This is a genomic window from Hyphomicrobium nitrativorans NL23 (assembly GCF_000503895.1).
In the GTDB taxonomy this organism is placed as follows: domain Bacteria; phylum Pseudomonadota; class Alphaproteobacteria; order Rhizobiales; family Hyphomicrobiaceae; genus Hyphomicrobium_C; species Hyphomicrobium_C nitrativorans.
Window position 1 is genome coordinate 1588597 of sequence record NC_022997.1, and the last position, 20825, is coordinate 1609421.

Here is a 20825-nt window from a genome sequence, read left to right on the forward strand (position 1 = left end):
AAGAACTTCGGGTCGGTTTTCAATGGGCACGCTCAGAGCAGCAGCCATTCTCGGCGGTTTTTTTACGCTGACTGTGCCGCTGATGCCGGTACAGGCGGCGCTCTTGCGCGTCTCGCCGCGCGGCGCGCGGCAGTTTCCCAACTGGTATCATCGCCAGGTGTGCCGGTTGCTGGGCGTGCGGCTCCATATCGAGGGCGAAATCTCGCCAGATAGGCCGGTGCTGGTGGTGGCCAACCACACGTCGTGGCTCGATATTCCCGTGCTGTCGGCGGTGGCGCCGCTGTCGTTCGTCGCGAAAAAGGACGTGGCGCGCTGGCCGTTCGTCTCGACCCTCGCGAAACTGCAGCGGACGGTATTCGTGGATCGCGAGCGGCGGAGCGCGGTCGGCGAGACCACCAATGAAATGACGGCGCGGCTTGCGGCGGGCGATGCGGTGGTGCTGTTCGCGGAGGGCACGTCGAGCGACGGCAACCGCGTGCTGCCGTTCAAGACCTCGCTCTTTGCGGCGGCCAAGCCGCCTGCGAGGGCGGGTGAGCGGCCTTCTGCGCAGGCGGGCTCCGACGTCGTGGTGCAGACGCTTTCGCTCGTCTATACGCGGTTGCACGGGGTGCCGATCAATCGGGCCGCGCGCCCCCTCGTCGGCTGGTATGGCGACATGGAGATGCAGTCGCACGCCTGGGCGCTGCTCAAGGCCGGGCCGCTCGACGTCTCGATCCGGATCGGTGCGCCCATCCCGCTCGAAGCGTTCGCCGACCGCAAGGATCTGGCGCGGCGCAGCGAGGACGAGATCCGCCGGAATGTGGTGCAGATTCTGAGGAGCTACCCGCGCGACGCCGAGATCGCGGTGACGCGGCCAGCAGGCGGGTTTGCCGCGGCTTCCGCCTCCGGGGGACGCTCCGTATTCCGCTGAGTCGGCCCGGGGGCCAGCCCACGGGATTTCGAGGCGCCGTTAACGCTAAAACGCCAGATGTTTTTCTCAAGCAAGCTCTAAGCCTTCCTGCACAATATACTGCGGCTGCTGGACAACGCGGTATGGCAATGCTGCAATGCAGTAACGCGGGGGTGCGGTTGCGCCCAAAATGTGTTACCGCGAGGCAGGCTTCGAAAGCGTCGAGACGCAGGGACCCGTTGGAAGATCTAGACTCATCGCCTTACGCCGAGACGGCGCCCCAGGCCGGGGCCGCCGACGGTGAGCCCGCGCCTGCGAAGCGCGTGTTCATCAAGACATTCGGCTGCCAGATGAACGTCTACGATTCCGAACGGATGGGGGAGGCGCTGGCGGCCGAGGGATATGTCGCAACCGAGAATCCGGCGGACGCCGATCTCGCCATACTGAATACGTGCCACATCCGCGAGAAGGCGGCGGAAAAAGTCTATTCCGATCTCGGCCGGCTGCGCGACATCAAGAGCGCGCGGGCCGGCGAGGGTAAGGAAACGCGCATCGCGGTCACGGGATGCGTGGCGCAGGCGGAGGGTGCGGAAATCGTCGCCCGCCAGCCGGCCGTCGATCTCGTCATCGGGCCGCAGAGCTATCACCGGCTACCGGAGCTTCTGACCCGGGTTCGAAGTGGCGAAGGCGGGCTCGTCGAGACGGAGTTTCCCGACGAGGATAAGTTCAAAGCGCTGCCGAGCCGCCGGCCGGCGGCGTCGGTTTCGGCTTTCCTCACGGTGCAGGAAGGTTGCGACAAGTTCTGTACGTTCTGCGTCGTGCCCTATACGCGCGGCATGGAGTTCTCGCGGCCCGTTGCGAGCCTCGTGGACGAGGCGAAACGCCTTGTCGAGCGCGGCGTTCGCGACGTCACGCTGCTCGGACAGAACGTCAACGGCTATCACGGCGAAGGAGCGGACGGAGGCCCGGCGACGCTTGCGCGGCTGATCCATGAGCTTGCGGCTATCGACGGGCTCTGGCGCATTCGCTACACGACGAGCCATCCGCGCGACATGAGCGACGATCTCATCGCGGCGCATCGCGACGTGGACAAGCTGATGCCATATCTGCATCTGCCGTTCCAGGCCGGTTCGGATCGCATTCTCGCAGCCATGAACCGCAAACACACGGTGCGCGAGTACCTCGAACTCATTCAGCGCGTCCGCGATGCGCGGCCCGACATCGCGCTCTCGACCGACATCATCGTGGGCTTTCCCGGCGAGACGGACGAGGAGTTCGAGGAGACGCTTGCCGTCGTGCGGGACGTCAAGTTCGCACATGCGTTCTCGTTCAAATACAGTCCGCGTCCCGGCACGCCTGCGTCCACGATGGATGGGCAGGTTCCGGAAGAGGCCAAGCGCGAGCGGCTCGAACGGCTTCAGGACGCGATCGACCAGGGGCATGCCGCGTTCAACCTCGCATCGGTGGGACGCACGCTTCCGGTGGTGTTCGAGAAGCCGGGCCGGCGCGAGGGCCAACTTGTTGGGCGCTCGCCTTATCTTCAGCTCGTTCATGCCGATGCAGGCCCGGAATTGATCGGGCAGATGGTGAATGTGGAGATCCGCGCTGCACGTGCGAACAGTCTGTCTGGTGTCATCGGTACGTCAGAATGAACCGGGTATGCGCACGAGTGTTGTCGTCTGGCGTTGATTCGACGCCCGGCGGCCTTATTCTAGGGTCCATTCCGAGGGGACCTGCGATTCGGGTTCTCTCCAGTCTCAGGAGACGCGACGCTTGACAGCAATGCGCGGCCAGGCGGCCATAGGTCGGAAGCGAGTGTCCAAACCCCAGATCCCAACCAAAAGGGTTGTCGTCCCGTTCGAGGACAACCGTTTTCTCACCCGGCTGCTCGGCGAGTTCGATGCCAATCTGGCGCTTGTCGAGGATCGGCTGGGGATCGAAGCGCATGCGCACGGGAATGTCGTGATCCTCTCGGGTCCCGAGGGCTCGTGCGACATCGCGCGCAGCGTTCTGGAACAACTTTACGAACGCGTGTCGCGCGGCGAGGCGGTGGGGGCTGGCGATTTCGACGGGCTGATCCGTCATTCCCGGCAGGAGGGGCCGTCGTCCGACGGGCAGGCGCAGATCGCGACGCGCCGGCGTGTCGTCAAGGCGCGGACGCCGACGCAGAGCACCTATATCCGCGCGCTCGAAGACACCGATCTCGTGTTCGGCATCGGTCCGGCGGGCACGGGCAAGACCTATCTCGCCGTCGCGTTCGCGGCGCAGTGCCTGGAGCGCGGGCTCGTCGAGCGTATTATCCTTTCGCGCCCTGCGGTGGAGGCGGGCGAGCGTCTCGGCTTCCTGCCCGGAGATATGCGCGAGAAGGTCGATCCTTATTTGCGGCCGCTTTACGATGCGCTGTACGACGTGCTTTCTCCCGAAAAGGTGGAGCGCGATCTCGAACAGGGCGTCATCGAGATTGCGCCGCTTGCCTTCATGCGCGGGCGTACGCTCGCCAACGCCTTCGTCATTCTGGACGAAGCGCAGAACACGACGTCGATGCAGATGAAAATGTTTCTGACGCGTCTCGGCGAAAACTCGAAGATGATCATCACCGGAGATCCTTCGCAGATCGATTTGCCGCCGGGAATGACGTCTGGGTTGGAGGAAGCCGTGGCGCTGCTCGACGGCGTGCCCGGCATTACGGCCGTGCGTTTCCGGAACCAGGACGTGGTGCGCCGCGATCTGGTCGCGCGCATTGTGGCGGCCTACGACCGCGCCGGGCCGGGGAAGCCGCCCCATGCCTGACGAACCTGACAGTCGACGAAGTCTCACCGAGAGTACGCCCGGCGCTGCTCTCTGGCTCTCGCTCGACATCGTTCACGAAGCGGAAAGCTGGGGCAGTGTCGACGGCCTAGAGCCGCTGATCGAGGAGGCGGGGCGCGCGCTTGCGGCCGCACCGCGTTTCTCGCATTTCACGCCCGCGGAAGCCTGTATCGCGCTTGCCGACGATGCCGCTGTGCACGAACTCAATCTTCGCTATCGCGGCAAGGACAAGCCGACCAACGTTCTCTCGTTCCCGGCCACTCCGATGGGCCATCCATCGGAGGATGTGGCGCCGCGTGCGCTGGGCGATCTCGTGCTTGCGCATGAGACGCTCGTGCGCGAGGCCGCCGAGCAGGGCATTCCGCTTGCGCATCACCTGCAACACCTCGTCATCCACGGCCTTCTGCATCTGCTCGGCTACGATCACGAAACGGAGCGGCAAGCGGAGGAGATGGAAGCGATGGAGGTGGAGATACTCGCCAGTCTCGGCATTCCCAATCCCTATCTAGATGAAACAAACCCGATTGCATCATGACCAGTAACGACGAACAGACCGACGACGCCGCAACGCTTTCCGGCGATCGACCTTCCATGCGCGAAAGCGCGAGCGGATGGCTGCATCAGATCTGGGCCCGGCTCGGGCTCGGGGAGCAGCTCTCGCTGCGCGAGAAGCTCGAAGTGCTGCTGAAGGAAGAGGCGAAGGTCACGGGAGAGTTCTCGCCCGAAGAGCTCAACATGCTTGGCGGGTTGCTGCGGTTCGGCGGGTCGCGCGTGGACGAGGTGATGGTGCCGCGCACCGACATCGTGGCCATCGAGGAAATGCAATCGCTTGGCGATCTGATCCTGCTGTTCGAGGAGTCGGGCGTTTCGCGTATTCCGATCTATCACGAGACGCTCGACGATCCGCGCGGCATGATCCACATCAAGGATCTGTTTCGCTGGGTTTCGGCCGAGGTTGCGGGCCGGGCATTGCGCGCGCCGACGAAGCAGCGGAGCGGGGAACCCGAAGGCGCGCTTGCAGGAGATGCGCTGGCGGACGGCGATGCCAAGGACGATGCCGTACAGGACGCGACAACGCAGGGCGAGCCGGCGAAGCCGGATTTGAGCCGTCTCGACATGTCGCGCCCCATCGCGGTGCTCAAGCTCAAGAAGCCGGTGCTTTACGTGCCGCCCTCGATGCCCGCCATGAACCTTCTCGTGCGGATGCAGGCTACGCGGATTCACATGGCTCTCGTCGTGGACGAGTACGGCGGGACCGACGGCCTCGTGACCATCGAGGACCTGGTCGAGCAGATCGTGGGCGACATCGAGGACGAGCACGACGAAGAAGAGGCGGATCTCATTCTGGAGGATCCGAGGCTCGGGCTCGTGGCATCGGGCCGAGCTCCGGTCGAAGATCTCGAAGAGCGGCTTGGCTTCAAGTTTCTGACGGCCGAAGAGGAGGCGGAGATCGACACGCTCGGCGGGCTCGTGTTCTCCATCGTCGGGCGGGTGCCAGCGCGCGGTGAGTTGATCCGTCATTCGTCGGGCGTCGAGTTCGAAGTGCTGGACGCCGATCCCCGGCGCGTCAAGCGGCTCAAGATCCACGTTCCTCCCACGCCGCCATCCGACAACGGTCATGCGGCCGGCTGACGCTCACGCGGCCGCGGGAGATCGCCTCGGCGGATGGCGCGAAGCGGTGATCCACGCAACGGGGTGGAGACGGCCCGCGCTCGCGTTCGTGGCGGGTGGGCTTTCGAACCTCGCCATGGCGCCGTTCTTTCTGGCGCCGGTGCTGTTTCTGACGCTTCCCGTTCTCGTCTGGCTGATCGACGGCGCAACGGATGCGGAGCGCGGCACGCGGGCCGCTCTGTTCGCTGCCGCGCGCGCGGGCTGGTGGTTCGGCTTCGGCTATTTCCTGTTCGGTCTGTTCTGGATCGGCGAAGCGTTTCTGGTCGAAGCCGATACCTTCGGCTGGATGCTGCCGTTCGCCGTCACGCTGATGCCTGCGGGCCTCGCGCTGTTCTGGGCCGCTGCCGCTGCCGCTGCGCGTGTGTTCTGGCGTCCCGGTGCGGTGCGGCTCGTCTTGCTGGCGCTCTCGCTTGGGATCGTCGAGTGGCTGAGGGGGCATATCCTCACGGGCTTTCCGTGGAACGTGCTCGGCTATGCGCTGACGTGGCCGCTCTCGATGATGCAGAGCGCGGGACTCGTCGGCATTTACACGCTGACGCTTCTGGCCGTCTTGGTGTTTGCCGCCCCGCTGGTCATGGCGGCGGATGCAATCGCGGGCGTGCCGCGCCGCCGGGCGGGCTTTCGTGCGCTTCTGATTACGGCGGTGCCGCTTGCGCTGCTGGCTGCTTACGGCACCGTGCGGCTTGCGACGGCGCCTTCGGATCGTGTCGAGGGCGTCGTGCTTCGCATCGTGCAACCGAGCGTTCCGCAACGCGAGAAATGGCAGGCCGACAAGCAAGCGGTCATCTTCAAGGATCATCTCGATCTGTCGTTGACCGATCCTGCGGGCAAGCGGGACGATCTCGTGGGCGTGACGCATGTCGTGTGGCCCGAGGCTGCCATGCCGTTTCTGCCGCTCGAACGTCCCGAGGCGCTGGCTGCGATCGGCGACATGCTGCCCGACGGTGTGCATCTCTTGACGGGTGCGCTTCGGCGCGAGCCGGCCGAAGACGGCGTGGGCGATGTGCGCGGGCATCCCTTCCGTGCGTTCAACAGTCTGATGGTGTTCGACGGTGACGGCGCGCTTGCCGGTCTCTACGACAAGACGCATCTGGTTCCTTTCGGGGAGTACCTGCCCTGGCAAGCTACGCTTGAGGCCATCGGTCTGGAGCAGCTCACGCGGATGCGCGGGGGATTTACGGAAGGGTCAACACCGCGGCCGGCGCTTGATGTGCCGGGACTGCCGGTGGTGGGCGGGCTCATCTGCTACGAGGCGATTTTCCCCGGTGTCGGGCGGAAGAGCACGGAGCGGCCCGGCCTGCTGCTCAACGTGACCAACGACGGGTGGTTCGGCAGTACGACCGGCCCCTATCAGCACTTCCATCAGGCGCGGGTGCGGGCCGTCGAAGAGGGGTTGCCGCTGATCCGGGCGGCCAACAACGGGATTTCGGCGGTGATCGATGCGAACGGGCGGATCGTCGCGCGGCTTGGTCTCAACGAGAGAGGCACGTTGGACAGTTCCCTCCCACGCGCGCATAACCGCCCACTCTATGCCATGTGGGGCGACATTATTTTTCTTGTCGCTGGGTTGTTGCTGGCTGCTACACTTGCGCCCTCATTAAAAGCGGTCCGGCGTTGAGCCGTGTTCAGTACGGGGTCTTGCTTACGAGGTTCCCACCCGGGACATCCTGTCGCGACGTCTCGTGACTGACCTGTTTGTTCGATGCTTTCATCCTAAGATTGCGTAAAATAACTTTCATGCGGGTCAAAGTTGGCCGTCTTGATTGGGTTTGAATACGCAGTGACAGTGCGTCCAAGACGGGCTGAAAGGACATGGGAGCGCGTAAAAGTATGGCAAAGTACGGTCAGGGTGGGGACGACGAGGGTGATATTGAGCGCAGCTCTCGCAAGCCGAACCCAATCGATGCGCATGTCGGAACGCGCGTGCGGCTCAGGCGTATGCTGCTCGGCATGAGCCAGGAAAAGCTCGGCGAGCATCTTGGGCTCACGTTCCAGCAGGTTCAAAAATACGAAAAGGGCGTCAATCGGATTGGGGCGAGCCGGCTGTTCGATTTGGCGCGTGTGCTCGGCGTTCCGGTGCAGTTCTTCTACGATCAGGCACCTGCGGATGCGGTCGATGCCGGACCGGCTCCGGGTTTCGCCGAACAGCCGACGGAAAGTTACGTCCTCGAATTTCTTTCAACGCGTGAGGGCCTTGAGCTCAACAAGGCGTTCGTGAAGATCGCGGACTCGAAGGTGCGACGGTCTGTCGTCGATCTCGTGCGTTCGCTGGGAGGCGAGGAAGATTACGGTTGAGGCGCGTTTATAGGCTGACGGAATCGTAGCGCAATTTTCGCGGCTTGCGCTGTTTCATCTAAGCTTTTCACCCCCGCGGCCTTGACCCGCCTTGCCAAAACTGTAACACACGGCCCGAATTTCAGGCATTAGCGCGAGATCGAAGGGGGCCAGGGTGGCACGCCAGTCGTTTCTGTTCACGAGCGAGTCCGTTTCCGAGGGGCATCCGGATAAAGTCTGCGATCGTATCTCCGACGAGATCGTCGATCTGTTTTATCGCGAAGGGCCCAAGGCCGGCCTCGATCCGTGGATCATCCGCGCTGCGTGCGAAACTCTCGCCACAACCAACAAGGTGGTGATCGCGGGCGAGACCCGTGGGCCCAATACCGTGACGAAGGATTGGATCGCGCACGTGGCGCGCATGGCCATCCGCGACATCGGCTATGAGCAGGACGGTTTCCACTGGGAAACGGCCGACATCGAAGTGCTGCTCCACCCGCAGTCCGCGGACATCGCGCAGGGCGTGGATGCCCAGCAGCCGGCCAATCAGGAAGAAGGCGCGGGCGACCAGGGCATCATGTTCGGCTATGCGTGCCAGGAAACGCCCGAGCTGATGCCGGCTCCGATCTATTACAGCCACAAGATCCTGGAAGACCTCGCGGTCGCCCGGAAGGCGCGCAACGGCGACGCGGCGAAGCTCGGGCCCGATTCGAAGAGCCAGGTGACGGTGCGTTACGAGAACGGAAAACCCGTCGGCGTGACGCAGATCGTCGTTTCGCATCAGCATGTCGTCGAGAATCTTTCGTCCAACGACGTGCGTGGCATCATCGAGCCGTTCGTGCGCGAAGCCCTTCCCGAGGGCTGGATCAGCCGCGACACGATCTGGCACATCAACCCGACGGGCAAGTTCTTCATCGGCGGGCCCGACGGGGATACCGGGCTTACGGGCCGTAAGATCATCGTGGACACCTATGGTGGTGCTGCGCCCCACGGCGGCGGCGCGTTCTCCGGCAAGGACCCGACGAAGGTGGACCGTTCGGCCGCGTATGCCGCGCGCTATCTCGCGAAGAACGTTGTGGCGGCCGGTCTTGCGGACCGCTGTACGATCCAGCTTTCGTACGCCATCGGCGTTGCGCGTCCGCTCTCGATCTACGTGGACACCCACGGCACCGGCAAGGTGGACGAGGCTGCCATCGAGGCCGCGCTTGCAAAGTCCATGGATCTGACGCCGCGCGGCATTCGCCAGCACCTCGACCTCAACAAGCCGATCTTTGCCCGGACCTCGGCTTACGGTCATTTCGGCCGCAAGCCGGACAACGACGGCGGCTTCTCGTGGGAGAAGACGGATCTCGCGGACGCCATCAAGAAGGCGGTCTGAGGAGAGCTGGGCGCGTCGCCCCCTCACCTGGACGCGATCTGCCGGTCGCGTCCGACCTCTCCCCACAGGGGAAAAGTAAGGGGGCGGCTTGATGCGAGCCCACAATGGCCATGAGCGAGCGCGACGTCCCGCCGGAAGTCCAGTTTGCCGATATCCGATCCTTCGGGCGGCGGCGGGGGCGTAAGCTCAGCGGGCGTCAGGCGTCGCTGCTTACCGACCTGCTGCCGCGGGTTTCGGTCGATCTCGGTCAGCCGGCGCCTGCCGACCCCACGCAGCTCTTTTCGCCGGGAACGTCGGCGGTTTGGCTGGAGATCGGGTTTGGCGGCGCCGAGCATCTTATCTGGCAGGCGCGTGCGAACCCGAACGTCGGCTTCATCGGATGCGAGCCGTTCGAGGACGGGATCGTGAAAGCGCTGACGGCCATCGATGCCGATGGCATCGGCAACCTGAAGCTCTGGGGCGACGATGTGCGACCCTTGCTGCGGTGGTTGCCGGACGCCTCGCTCGGGCGGGTGTTCATGCTTTTTCCCGACCCGTGGCCAAAGGCGCGCCATCAGAAGCGGCGGCTGTTTTCGGCGTCTTTGCTGACCGAACTCGCGCGCGTGATGCTGCCGGGGGCGGAGCTTCGCCTTGCGACCGACATCGGCGATTATGCGCGAACGGCGCTTTTGGCGGTGGCCGAGACGCCCGTGTTTAAGTGGACTGCGGAAAACCCGGACGATTGGCGGGTGCGGCCCGACGACTGGCCGGGGACGCGGTATGAAGCCAAAGCCGTGCGTGAAGGGCGCCGACGTTATTACTTCCGATTTGCCCGGCGTTGACCCGAACTATTGCCGGTAAGGCTTCATCTGCCCAGATGAGTGCCTGAAAATGGCGCAAACGCCCTTGCAACGCCTGTCATCTTCACGTAGTATTCAGCTGCTCATGATCATCTCAACTCATTGAGTGGGCCCCACAAGGGTCCGCTCTTTTTGTTTTGGCAAAACCCTCGCTCCCGCCATCGAAGGCGGCAGGCGGCGGCCAGAAGTTTCGACTTATGCAAAGCGAGCACGAGGTCGTATCGCGCGACCGCTTCATTCGGGAGACAGGTCTTGCTGCGGACCTGGCCGAGCTTGTCGAGCCTGTGCTCGACAGTCTCGGCTTTCGACTCGTGCGCGTCGAGGTGTCGGGACGCGACGGACAGACCGTGCAAGTGATGGCCGAGCGGCCGGACGGCACGATCAGCATTGAGGATTGCGAGGCGATCTCGCGCGCCGTGTCCCCGGTGCTCGATGTGGCCGACCTCGTGAGCAACGCCTATCGGCTCGAAGTTTCGTCGCCCGGAATCGACCGCCCGCTCGTGCGCCCGTCCGATTTCGTGGATTGGGCCGGTTCGGAAGCCAAGATCGAGCTGGCGCAGCCTGTCGAAGGGCGCAAGCGCTTCCGCGGACGCCTCGAAGGTTTCGAGGACGGCGAGATCCTGATCGAAGCCGATCTCGGCGAAGAAGGACAAAAGATTATCGGGCTTGCGGTCGGCATGATCGCAAGCGCCCGGCTGGTGCTGACGGACGACTTGGTCCGCGAGGCGCTTTCCCGGGCGAAAGCCAAGGGCAACGAGCAACAGTTCGGAGATGGCGTCGAAGCCGATCCGGACGATCTAAAGACCGACGACGTGGAGGATCTCTGAAGATGGCAGGTATCGCCGGAATCAGTGCGAACAGGCTGGAGCTTCTGCAGATTGCGGATGCCGTCGCGCGCGAGAAGACGATCGATCGCAAAATCGTCATCCAGGCCATGGAAGACGCGATCCAGAAGGCCGCCAAATCGCGTTACGGCGCCGAGAACGACATCCGCTGCGAGATCGACCCCAAGACCGGCGAAACGCGTCTTTCGCGTGTGCTGGCGGTGGTCGACGATGTCGAAAACGAATCTACGCAGATCACCGTCGACGATGCCAAGCGCCGGAACCCGGACGCGAAGGTGGGCGACCTGATCGCGGAAAGCTTGCCGCCGCTCGATTTCGGCCGCGTGGCCGCGCAGAACGCCAAGCAGGTGATCGTGCAGAAGGTGCGCGAAGCCGAGCGCGACCGGCAGTTCGGCGAGTACAAGGATCGCGTCGGCGAGATCGTGAACGGCACCGTGAAGCGCGCCGAATACGGCAACGTGATCGTCGATCTCGGCCGGGCGGAGGGGATCATCCGCCGCGACGAGATGATCCCGCGCGAGAACGTACGCTATGGCGACCGCATCCGCGCCTACATCTACGACGTGCGCCGCGAGCAGCGGGGTCCGCAGATCTTCCTGTCGCGCGGACGCCCCGAGTTCATGAGCAAGCTGTTCGCGCAGGAAGTGCCGGAGATCTACGACGGCGTCGTCGAGATCAAGTCGGTGGCCCGCGACCCGGGCTCGCGCGCCAAGATCGCCGTCATCTCGCGCGATAGCTCGATCGATCCCGTCGGCGCGTGCGTCGGCATGAGGGGTGCGCGCGTGCAGGCCGTGGTCAACGAGTTGCAGGGCGAGAAGGTCGACATCATCCAGTGGAACCCGGATGCGGCGAGCTTCATCGTCAACGCGCTGGCGCCCGCCGAGGTGACCAAGGTCGTTCTCGACGAAGATTCGAACCGCATCGAAGTGGTGGTGCCGGAGAGCCAGCTTTCGCTCGCCATCGGCCGGCGCGGTCAGAACGTGCGGCTTGCCTCGCAGCTCACGGGCTGGGACATCGACATCCTGACCGAGCAGGAAGAGAGCGAACGGCGTCAGAAGGAATTCGCGGAGCGCAGCCAGGTGTTCATGGACACGCTCGACGTAGACGAAGTGATCGCGCAGTTGCTCGTGACGGAAGGCTTCGCCTCGGTGGAGGAAGTGGCTTATGTTGAGCTCTCCGAAATCGCCCATATCGAGGGCTTCGACGAGAGCACGGCGGAAGAAATTCAGACCCGCGCCCGCGAATACCTGGAAAAGCAGGAGGCCGAGCGCGATGCGCGGCGTCGCGAGCTTGGCGTTGCCGACGAGTTGGCGGGTGTCGAGGGCGTGAACACGGCGATGCTGGTCGCTTTCGGCGAGAACGGCCTCAAGACGCTGGAGGACCTCGCGGATTGTGCCACCGACGATCTGGTCGGCTGGACGGAGCGCTCGAAGGACAAGGACGTGGAGCCGGTGCGCCACAAGGGCGTGCTCGACGGCTTCGAGGTGTCACGCAAGGACGCCGAGGACATGATCATGTCGGCGCGCGTGCTTGCCGGCTGGATCACGGCCGAGGAGCTTGCGGGGCCGGAGGCTGAAGCCGAAGACGGTGCGGAGGACGGCGCCGAGGATGCCGCCGCCGAACCCGCAACGGACGCCTGAGGGTGTTTTACTGCGCACCAGTTTTGGAGGATGAAGGCCTTTGGCCAACCGTCTCAGCCATTCCGACGATGCCGAACCGGGCCGTAATGGGCCCGGTGCTGCACGCGCACGGCCGCGCCGTGGCGAGGATGGCGAGCGGCGCTGCGTCCTCAGGCGCGAGGTTTGCGACCCGGATCATCTGATCCGTTTCGTTGTCGATCCGGAGGGCGAGATCGTACCGGATCTGGCGCGGCGTCTTCCCGGCCGTGGCGTCTGGGTGACGGCGGACAAGGCCTCGGTTGCCGAGGCGGCTCGCATCAATGCCTTTGCCCGCAGTCTCAAGCGGGCGGTCCGCGTGGATCCCGCGCTGGCGGAACGGGTCGACGGTCTCATCGAGAAGCGTGTCCTGGAGGCGCTGGCGCTGGCCAATAAGGCCGGGCTGGTGACAATTGGCTTCCAGAAAGTGGAGACGCTGATCGCGGCGGACAGCGCGCTGGTGCTAATTCAAGCTCACGACGCGTCCGAGGGCGGACGGGAAAAGCTCACGCGGAAGTTTGCCGCCATCGCGCGCGCGAAGGGCCTTGAGCCTGCTTTGGTAACCAGTCTATCCACCGAACAATTGAGCTTGGCCATGGGGCGGTCAAATGTGGTACATGCTGCCCTCATACATGGTGGAGCCGCGCAGCGGTTCCTGACCGAGGCCGAGCGAATGATGCGCTACCGGTCGGGCTCTGCCGTTTCTGCAGAGCCGAAAAATGCCCAGAATCTAGAGGTTTGAACGGATACGGAATGAGCGAAACCAAGGACACTGCCGACAAGCCGTTGACGCCGGGCGGACGCAAACCGCTGTCGCTGCAGCGTACCGTCGAATCGGGACACGTTCGGCAGAGCTTCAGCCATGGGCGCTCGAAGTCGGTGGTGGTCGAGAAGCGTAAAACACGCAAACTCGCCACGCCTGGAGCGCCGGCCGAGCGGGAGGCTGGGCAACCTGCCGCCGCAGCGCCCGCGCCTGCTGCCGCGCCCAAGGCGCCGAGCCGCCCCGCCAGCGAGGCGAGGGGAGACGCCGGCAAGTCAGATCTCCTGAGGCCGGAAGAGCGCGACGCGCGGGCGCGCGCCCTGGCGGAAGCCCGCAAGAGGGCGGTCGAGGATGCACAGCGCGCCGAAGAGGAGCGCCGTAACGCTCCGCCGCCGCCGCCTGAAGCTCCGACGCCCGTAGTGGAAGCTCCCGCTGCGAAGGCCGAGCCCGCTGCTGCGCCCGCGCCGGCTCCCGCCGCGCGTGCCGCGCCTGCTCCGTCCGCCGCCCCTGCGGCGCGTCAGCCTGCGGGCGACCGGGGGGCGTCGCGCCCGCCGATTCGCTCGCGCTCTCCCGGCTCCAACGATACGCGGTTTGCGCCGCGCGAGGGCGGCCGGCCGATGCAGATCGAGATTCCGCGGCCGCCGAGTGCCGCGCCTGCCGCCGACCGCACTGCCGGCGAAGTAACGAAGATCGTCAAGGATGTGCGGGCTCCCCGCCCCGTGCAGACGTCGGACGACGACGAGAGCCGGGCCATCAAGCGCGGCGGTAAGCTGGTCCGCGTCCCGGTGAAAGCTCCGACGACCGATACCAAGCGCGAGCGCGGCAAGCTCACGATCAACAATGCCCTTGACGAGCAGCAGCGCGAGCGTTCGCTCGCGTCTCTCAAGCGCAAGCGTGAGCGTGAAAAGCTCAAGGCGATGGGCATTCAGCAGCCACGGGACAAGATTGTGCGCGAAGTGACTATCCCCGAGGCGATCACGATCCAGGAACTCTCCAACCGCATGACCGAGCGGGGCGTCGACGTCATCAGGTTCCTGATGAAGGAAGGCGCCATGCATAAGATCACGGACGTGATCGATGCGGATACGGCGGAGTTGATCGTCCAGGAGTTCGGTCATACGCCGAAGCGCGTTTCGGAAGCCGACGTCGAGACCGGGTTCATCGGCGAGAAGGACGCGGAAGAAGCGCAGAAGCCGCGGGCGCCCGTCGTCACGATCATGGGGCACGTCGATCACGGCAAGACGTCGCTGCTCGACGCCATCCGCAAGACCAACGTGGTCTCGGGCGAGGCCGGCGGCATCACGCAGCACATCGGCGCCTATCAGGTGACGACGCCTTCGGGCGGCAAGGTGACGTTCATCGACACGCCGGGCCACGCCGCGTTCACCGCGATGCGTGCGCGCGGCGCGAAGGTGACGGATATCGTGGTGCTGGTGGTGGCGGCGGACGACGGCGTCATGCCGCAGACCGCGGAAGCCATCAATCACGCCAAGGCGGCGAACGTGCCGATCATCGTGGCGATCAACAAGATCGACAAGCCGGCGGCCGATCCGAAGCGCGTGCAGACCGATCTCCTCTCGCACGAGATCGTGGTCGAAAGCATGGGCGGCGAGACGCTGGAAGTTCCGGTCTCGGCGCTGAAGGGCACGAACCTCGACAAGCTGCTTGAGACGATCCATTTGCAGGCCGAGGTTCTCGATCTCAAAGCCAACCCCGATCGGTCGGCGGAAGGCATCGTCATCGAAGCCAAGCTTGAGCGTGGCCGGGGCCCGGTGGGCACCGTGCTCGTGCAGCGCGGTACGCTGCGCGTGGGCGATATCGTGGTTGCGGGCACCGCCTGGGGCCGCGTTCGCGCGCTGATCGACGACCAGGGCAAGAACGTGGACGCGGCGGGGCCGTCGTTCCCGGTCGAGGTGCTGGGGTTCGATTCCGCCCCCGAGGCGGGCGATCAGATCGCCGTCGTCGAGAACGAAGCGCGCGCGCGTGAAATCACCGACTACCGCATCCGCAAGCGTCGCGAGACGCTGGGATCGGCCGGGACGCCGCGCACGCTTGAGCAGATGATGCAGACGCTGAAGGATTCGGCGGGCAAGAAGGATTTCACCCTTTTGATCAAGGGCGACGTTCAGGGTTCGCTTGAGGCGATCCAGGGCTCTCTGAAGAAGCTCGGCACGGACGAGGTCGAGGCGCGTGTCGTGCACTCGGGCGTCGGTGGCATCACCGAATCCGATATTGCGCTCGCGGGTGCGTCGAAGGCCGTCGTGGTGGGCTTCAACGTCCGCGCCAACGCGCAGGCGAAGCAGGTTGCCGACAGCCAGGGCATCGAGATCCGCTACTACAGCATCATCTACGATCTCGTGGACGACGTGAAAGCGGCCATGTCGGGGCTGCTTGCGCCGACGGTGCGCGAGAACTTCCTCGGCTACGCGACGATCAAGCAGGTCTTCAACGTCTCGAAGGTCGGCAAGGTCGCGGGTTGCCTGGTCACGGAAGGCCGCGTCGAGCGCGGCGCGAAGGTGCGCCTGTTGCGAGACAAGGTCGTCATCCACGAAGGCACGCTGTCGATCCTCAAGCGCTTCAAGGACGACGTGAAGGAAGTTCCCGTCGGACAAGAGTGCGGCATGGCGTTCGCGAACTATCAGGATATCCGCGAGGGCGACGAGATCGAGTGCTTCCAGGTGGAGACGATCAAAAGAAGTCTCTAATCGCTCACGGCTGCTGTACCGCTCGCTACGCGAGCGGGCAGCCTCCGCGGGGGCGGCGCAGTCCATGCGGAGCATGGCTCCGCCATGACCGCCGGGTCGCGTCCAAGCGGAGCTTGGCTCCGCCAAGATGCTCCCGGGCTGCTTCGCAGCCGGAACTTACATTTATCATCATATGACCTTGGCCGGTTCGAGCCCGGCAGGATCAGGATATGGCCAAGCAAAAAACACAGCAGGGCAAAGGCCCATCGCAGCGGCAATTGCGTGTCGGCGAACTCGTTCGGCACAAGCTTGCAGAGTTGCTCGCGCGGGGCGAGATTCACGACGACGTGCTCGCTTCGCACGTCGTGACGATTTCGGAAGTGCGGATGGCGCCGGACCTCAGGCTTGCGACGGCGTACGTGATGCCGCTTGGCGGCAAGGATACGAAGGCCGTCATCGAGGCGCTGACCCGGAACAGCCGTTTCATTCGCGGAGAGGTCGCGCATACGCTCGATCTGCGCTCGGCGCCGGAGATCCGCTTCCGTGAGGACGAGACCTTCGAGGAGGTTCGCCGGATCGACCAGTTGCTCCACAGCGAACGCGTGCGCCGGGACGTCGAGAAGGACGAGTAGGGTGCCATGCTCGACCGAGAACTCCGCTACCAGATGCCTTTCGAGCGGCTGGCGAAGCTCAGTCGTGCGGCGAGCCGCAAGGCGTTTTCGAGTTCCTGGTATTTGATGTGGGGCCTTTTCGCCGTCTACTTTTCGCTTCTTGGCGGAATGCTCTTATTTGCCGACACGATCGGCCGCCTGCAGCGCGAAGCAGGCATCCCGCGGTGGTCGTGGATGGTGGTGCTGGGCGGAATTCTGATTGGCGGGCTGCTGCTCTTACGGCGTCACGGGCAGAAGCAGGCCAAAGCGCGCGCGGACTACGACAGCACCGTCACATTGCGACAGGAGGCTGAGGGTCTCCGCTTTGCGACGCCTGAAATCGAATATTTCATTAAGTGGGACGGCATCAGCCAGATGATGACGATGCACGACGGTGTGGTCGTCTCGCACGGTTCGCTGTTTTTCTTGGTCCCGGACACGGCGTTCGCCGGTCGAGGCGAGCGCGACGCATTCGTCAGGGATGTTTATGGACGTTTGAACGAGGCCGCGATCGAGAGGAGCGAGCCATTCATTCGCCCTCTGCTCGACGCGGCGTCCAGCACGACAAGGACTTAACGTGGCACGACGCAAGAAGGGTAATCCGGTTCACGGGTGGCTGGTGCTCGACAAGCCGTTCGAGATGACGTCGACGCGGGCTGTCGGCATTCTGAAGCGGCTCTATTTCGCGCAGAAGGTTGGGCACGCGGGCACGCTCGATCCGCTCGCGACGGGAATCCTCCCGATTGCGTTCGGGGAAGCGACGAAGACCGTGCCGTTCGCCGTCGAGGGTGAGAAGGTCTATCGCTTTACCGTGCGGTGGGGGCCGAGACGGCGACGGACGATGCGGAAGGCGACGTCGTCGCGACGGGCGATGCGCGGCCGACGGTGGAAGACATCGAGGCGCTTCTTCCGCAATTCACCGGCGAGATCATGCAGGTGCCGCCGAAATTCTCGGCGATCAAGGTGGACGGCGAGCGGGCGTATGCGCTGGCGCGCGACGGTGAGGACGTGGTGCTCGATCCGCGTCCGGTGGTGATCGACGAGTTGCGGCTGATCGATGTGCCGAACGACGATACGGCCGTTTTCGAGGCGCGCTGCGGGAAGGGGACGTATGTGCGCGCAATCGCGCGTGACATGGGGCGTGCGCTCGGTTGCCGAGGGCATGTGATCGCGTTGCGGCGCACGCGCGTCGGCCCGTTCAGCGAGGAGAATGCCGTGAGCCTCGAAGAGATCGAGGATGCGGCGGACGCGGGCGAGGACCTGACCACGTTTCTTCAGCCGGTCGAGATGGCGCTGGGCGAGGTGCTCGAACTCAATGTCAGCCCCCAGGATGCGGCGGATCTCGCGCAAGGGCGCAGCATCCTGATCCGTGGGCGGGACGCGCCGATCCTGGGCGGGGCGGCGTATGCGATGTCGAAGGGGCGGATCATCGCGCTCGGCGAGATCGAAAAGGGCGCTTTGCATCCGACACGGGTGTTCAATTTCGGCGGATAACGCTTGTTTTTTCGTGGCTTAGCTAGCTCTAATCCGGTTGCATGATATGCAACTCCCGGCAGGGCCTCGTTGCGTTTTTCGCAACTTTTCCTCGCCCCCGTCGCGGGAGTGTGTATAAAGCGCCGATCCGCCTGCGCCTCCGGTGTGGGCGGGCTTTTTTGTTTGCGACCTTGCTGGACGACATCCCGGCCATGGCCGCTTCTCAGGCAGCGCCGTGCTGCCCTCCAACAGACAAGGAGATCCCGATGTCGCTGACGCTGGAACACAAGACCAAGATCATCAAGGACAACGCTACCAAGGCGAACGACACCGGCTCGCCGGAAGTCCAGGTGGCCATCCTCACCGAGCGCATCAACGGCCTCACCGAGCATTTCAAGGCGCACAAGAAAGACAACCACTCGCGCCGCGGTCTGCTCAAGATGGTGAGCCAGCGCAGGCAGTTGCTCGACTACGTCAAGGGCAAGGATGAAGCGCGCTACCAGAAGATCATCGAGAAGCTCGGCATCCGCCGTTAAGCGCCGATGGCTTGGAGCCTAGGGTATTGATCTTTTTACGAATGTCGTGACCGCGCGGCGCCGCAAGCCTTTTTGGGTTCGCGGCGCTGTCCGCATTCGTGCTAAGGAAGCCGCGCATCAAAAAGACATGAAACAGAGATAGAACGAAAGAACGCACATGTTCGATATTCATCGTGTGGAGATTGAATGGGGCGGGCGTACGCTCAAGCTTGAGACCGGGCATATGGCCCGGCAGGCCGACGCCGCCGTTTATGCCCAGTACGGCGAGACCAGCGTGCTCGCGACCGTCGTTGGCGCCAAGAGCCCGAAGCCTGGCATCGACTTCTTCCCGCTGACCGTGAACTATCAGGAGCGCACCTACGCCGCCGGCAAGATCCCGGGCGGCTACTTCAAGCGCGAGGGCCGCCCGACCGAGAAGGAGACGCTGACCAGCCGTCTCATCGACCGCCCGATCCGTCCGCTGTTCGTCGCGGGTTTCAAGAACGAAGTGCAGGTCGTGGTGACCGTGCTTTCGCATGACCTCGAAAACGATCCCGACATCGTCGGCATGGTTGCGGCTTCGGCTGCACTGACGCTTTCCGGCCTGCCGTTCCTTGGGCCCATCGCGGCTGCCCGCGTGGGCGTCATCGGCGGCGAGTGCGTGCTGAACCCGATGATCGACGAAATGACCGAGAGCGATCTCGATCTCGTGATCGCGGGCACGCAGGATGCCGTGATGATGGTCGAGAGCGAGGCGAAGGAGCTTTCCGAAGACAAGATGCTCGAAGCCGTGATGTTCGGCCACAAGCATTCCCAGTCGGTCATCCAGGCGATCATCAAGCTTGCAGAGAAGGCCGCCAAGGAGCCCTGGGACATCCAGATCCCCGACAAGACGAAGTACAAGGATCAGGTGACCGCGCTCGCCGGCGACCTGCTCAAGACGGCGTTCTCCACCAAGGAGAAGGGCAAGCGTCAGGACCTCGTTACCGAAGCCAAGAAGAAGATCGTCGAAGGCATCCAGCTGCCGGACGATCCGGCCGAGAAGGTTCTGCTGACCGACGCCTTCAAGGCGCTCGAAATGGACATCATGCGCGGCGACGTCCTGAAGACGAAGCGGCGCATCGACGGGCGCGATCTCGAAACCGTGCGTCCGATCGTGTCCGAAGTGCACGTGCTGCCGCGCACGCACGGCTCGGCGCTGTTCACGCGTGGCGAGACGCAGGCGCTTGTCGTCGCGACGCTCGGCACGGGCGAGGACGAGCAGTACGTCGATGCGCTGGAAGGCACCCGCAAGGAACGCTTCCTGCTGCACTACAACTTCCCGCCCTACTCGGTCGGCGAGACGGGCCGCATGGGTTCGCCCGGCCGCCGCGAGATCGGCCACGGCAAGCTTGCCTGGCGCGCCGTGCGTCCGCTGCTGCCGAAGAACGACGAGTTCCCGTACACGCTGCGCGTGGTCTCGGAGATCACCGAGAGCAACGGCTCGTCGTCGATGGCGACGGTGTGCGGCACCTCGCTTGCGCTGATGGACGCCGGCGTTCCCTTGAAGTCGCCGGTTGCGGGCATCGCGATGGGCCTCATCAAGGAGGGCGACGACTTCGCCGTTCTCTCCGACATTCTCGGTGACGAGGATCACCTCGGCGACATGGACTTCAAGGTTGCGGGCACCGAGAACGGCGTCACCGCGCTGCAGATGGACATCAAGATCACCGGCATCACCGAGGAGATCATGAAGATCGCCCTCGCGCAGGCGAACAAGGGCCGTCTGCACATCCTCGGCGAGATGTCGAAGGCGCTGACGGGCGCCCGCGAAGAGCTTGGCGAGTATGCGCCGCGCATCGAGACGATCAAGATTCCGACCGACAAGATCCGGGAAGTGATCGGTTCGGGCGGCTCGGTCATCCGCTCGATCGTGGAAGAGAGCGGTGCCAAGATCGACATCAACGACGACGGCACGGTGAAGGTCGCTGCCGCCAAGCGCGAGAGCATCGAAGCAGCGCTTGAGCGTATCCGCTCCATCACGACGGAGCCCGAGGTCGGCCAGATCTACAAGGGCAAGGTCGTGAAGATCATGGAGTTCGGCGCGTTCGTGAACTTCTTCGGCGCGAAGGACGGCCTGGTGCATATCTCGCAGCTTTCGCAGGGCCGTCCGCAGACGGTCGGCGAGGTCGTGAAGGAAGGGCAGGAAGTGTTCGTGAAGCTTCTCGGCTTCGACGACCGCGGCAAGGTTCGCCTCTCGATGAAGATCGTCGATCAGGAGACGGGCAAGGAAATCCCGCGTGCGGAAGGCGAGCCCGAGGAAGTGTTCTCGGCCGAGCGTCCGCCGCGCCGCGACCGCGAGGGCGGTCCTCGCCGCCGCCGGGATTAATTCTCTGCGTTGACAT

The 20825-nt window shown here is 64.3% G+C and carries 17 protein-coding genes and 1 pseudogene; all 18 read left to right on the forward strand.

What is annotated here, in order from left to right; translation table 11 throughout:
* Positions 1-22 precede the first annotated feature (22 nt).
* The 18 genes and pseudogenes from olsA to pnp all read left to right on the forward strand — a co-directional run bounded on the left by olsA (position 23) and on the right by pnp (position 20809).
* A complete protein-coding gene (gene olsA, locus W911_RS07320; RefSeq protein ID WP_041316403.1) occupies positions 23-910 on the forward strand; it encodes a lyso-ornithine lipid O-acyltransferase in 888 nt (295 codons plus the stop codon).
* Positions 911-1128: 218 nt separating this feature from the next.
* Complete coding sequence (gene miaB, locus W911_RS07325; RefSeq protein ID WP_023786902.1) at positions 1129-2541, forward strand: tRNA (N6-isopentenyl adenosine(37)-C2)-methylthiotransferase MiaB; 1413 nt, start codon at positions 1129-1131, stop codon at positions 2539-2541.
* 130 nt (positions 2542-2671) lie between these two features.
* The gene (locus W911_RS07330) at positions 2672-3679 is read left to right on the forward strand and encodes a PhoH family protein (RefSeq protein WP_023786903.1); all 1008 of its coding nucleotides are present in this window, start codon (positions 2672-2674) and stop codon (positions 3677-3679) included.
* Positions 3672-4232: an rRNA maturation RNase YbeY gene (gene ybeY, locus W911_RS07335; protein ID WP_023786904.1), complete on the forward strand. Its 561-nt coding sequence runs from the start codon at positions 3672-3674 to the stop codon at positions 4230-4232. The genes W911_RS07330 and ybeY overlap by 8 nt, the downstream gene beginning before the upstream one ends.
* On the forward strand, positions 4229-5329 hold the full coding sequence (locus tag W911_RS07340) for a CBS domain-containing protein (RefSeq protein ID WP_023786905.1): 1101 nt from the start codon (positions 4229-4231) through the stop codon (positions 5327-5329). Before ybeY ends, W911_RS07340 begins: the two co-directional genes overlap by 4 nt.
* Positions 5316-6986 carry an apolipoprotein N-acyltransferase gene (gene lnt / locus W911_RS07345; protein WP_023786906.1) on the forward strand — a complete coding sequence of 557 codons (1671 nt, stop codon included), beginning with the start codon at positions 5316-5318 and terminating at the stop codon, positions 6984-6986. Before W911_RS07340 ends, lnt begins: the two co-directional genes overlap by 14 nt.
* Positions 6987-7198: 212 nt before the next feature.
* On the forward strand, positions 7199-7663 hold the full coding sequence (locus W911_RS07350) for a helix-turn-helix domain-containing protein (protein WP_023786907.1): 465 nt from the start codon (positions 7199-7201) through the stop codon (positions 7661-7663).
* Between the two features lie 154 nt (positions 7664-7817).
* Positions 7818-9020, forward strand: a complete 1203-nt coding sequence (gene metK / locus W911_RS07355) for a methionine adenosyltransferase (protein WP_023786908.1) — start codon at positions 7818-7820, stop codon at positions 9018-9020.
* A 110-nt stretch (positions 9021-9130) separates the two neighbouring features.
* A complete protein-coding gene (trmB, locus tag W911_RS07360) occupies positions 9131-9841 on the forward strand; it encodes a tRNA (guanosine(46)-N7)-methyltransferase TrmB (RefSeq protein ID WP_144083554.1) in 711 nt (236 codons plus the stop codon).
* Positions 9842-10056: 215 nt separating this feature from the next.
* Positions 10057-10686 carry a ribosome maturation factor RimP gene (gene rimP, locus W911_RS07365; protein ID WP_041316408.1) on the forward strand — a complete coding sequence of 210 codons (630 nt, stop codon included), beginning with the start codon at positions 10057-10059 and terminating at the stop codon, positions 10684-10686.
* 2 nt (positions 10687-10688) lie between these two features.
* A complete protein-coding gene (gene nusA, locus W911_RS07370) occupies positions 10689-12344 on the forward strand; it encodes a transcription termination factor NusA (protein ID WP_023786911.1) in 1656 nt (551 codons plus the stop codon).
* A 40-nt stretch (positions 12345-12384) separates the two neighbouring features.
* Positions 12385-13101 (forward strand): RNA-binding protein, encoded by a 717-nt coding sequence (locus W911_RS07375; RefSeq protein WP_023786912.1) that lies wholly within the window; start codon positions 12385-12387, stop codon positions 13099-13101.
* Between the two features lie 11 nt (positions 13102-13112).
* A complete protein-coding gene (gene infB, locus W911_RS07380; protein WP_023786913.1) occupies positions 13113-15824 on the forward strand; it encodes a translation initiation factor IF-2 in 2712 nt (903 codons plus the stop codon).
* Between the two features lie 209 nt (positions 15825-16033).
* A complete protein-coding gene (gene rbfA, locus W911_RS07385; RefSeq protein WP_023786914.1) occupies positions 16034-16435 on the forward strand; it encodes a 30S ribosome-binding factor RbfA in 402 nt (133 codons plus the stop codon).
* Between the two features lie 6 nt (positions 16436-16441).
* Positions 16442-17029, forward strand: coding sequence for a hypothetical protein (locus W911_RS07390; RefSeq protein ID WP_023786915.1), 588 nt, complete (start codon positions 16442-16444; stop codon positions 17027-17029).
* Position 17030: 1 nt separating this feature from the next.
* Positions 17031-17947 (forward strand): annotated as a pseudogene (truB, locus tag W911_RS07395) (tRNA pseudouridine(55) synthase TruB).
* 245 nt (positions 17948-18192) lie between these two features.
* A complete protein-coding gene (rpsO, locus tag W911_RS07400; RefSeq protein WP_023786916.1) occupies positions 18193-18462 on the forward strand; it encodes a 30S ribosomal protein S15 in 270 nt (89 codons plus the stop codon).
* Between the two features lie 157 nt (positions 18463-18619).
* Positions 18620-20809 (forward strand): polyribonucleotide nucleotidyltransferase, encoded by a 2190-nt coding sequence (gene pnp, locus W911_RS07405; RefSeq protein ID WP_023786917.1) that lies wholly within the window; start codon positions 18620-18622, stop codon positions 20807-20809.
* Positions 20810-20825 lie beyond the last annotated feature (16 nt).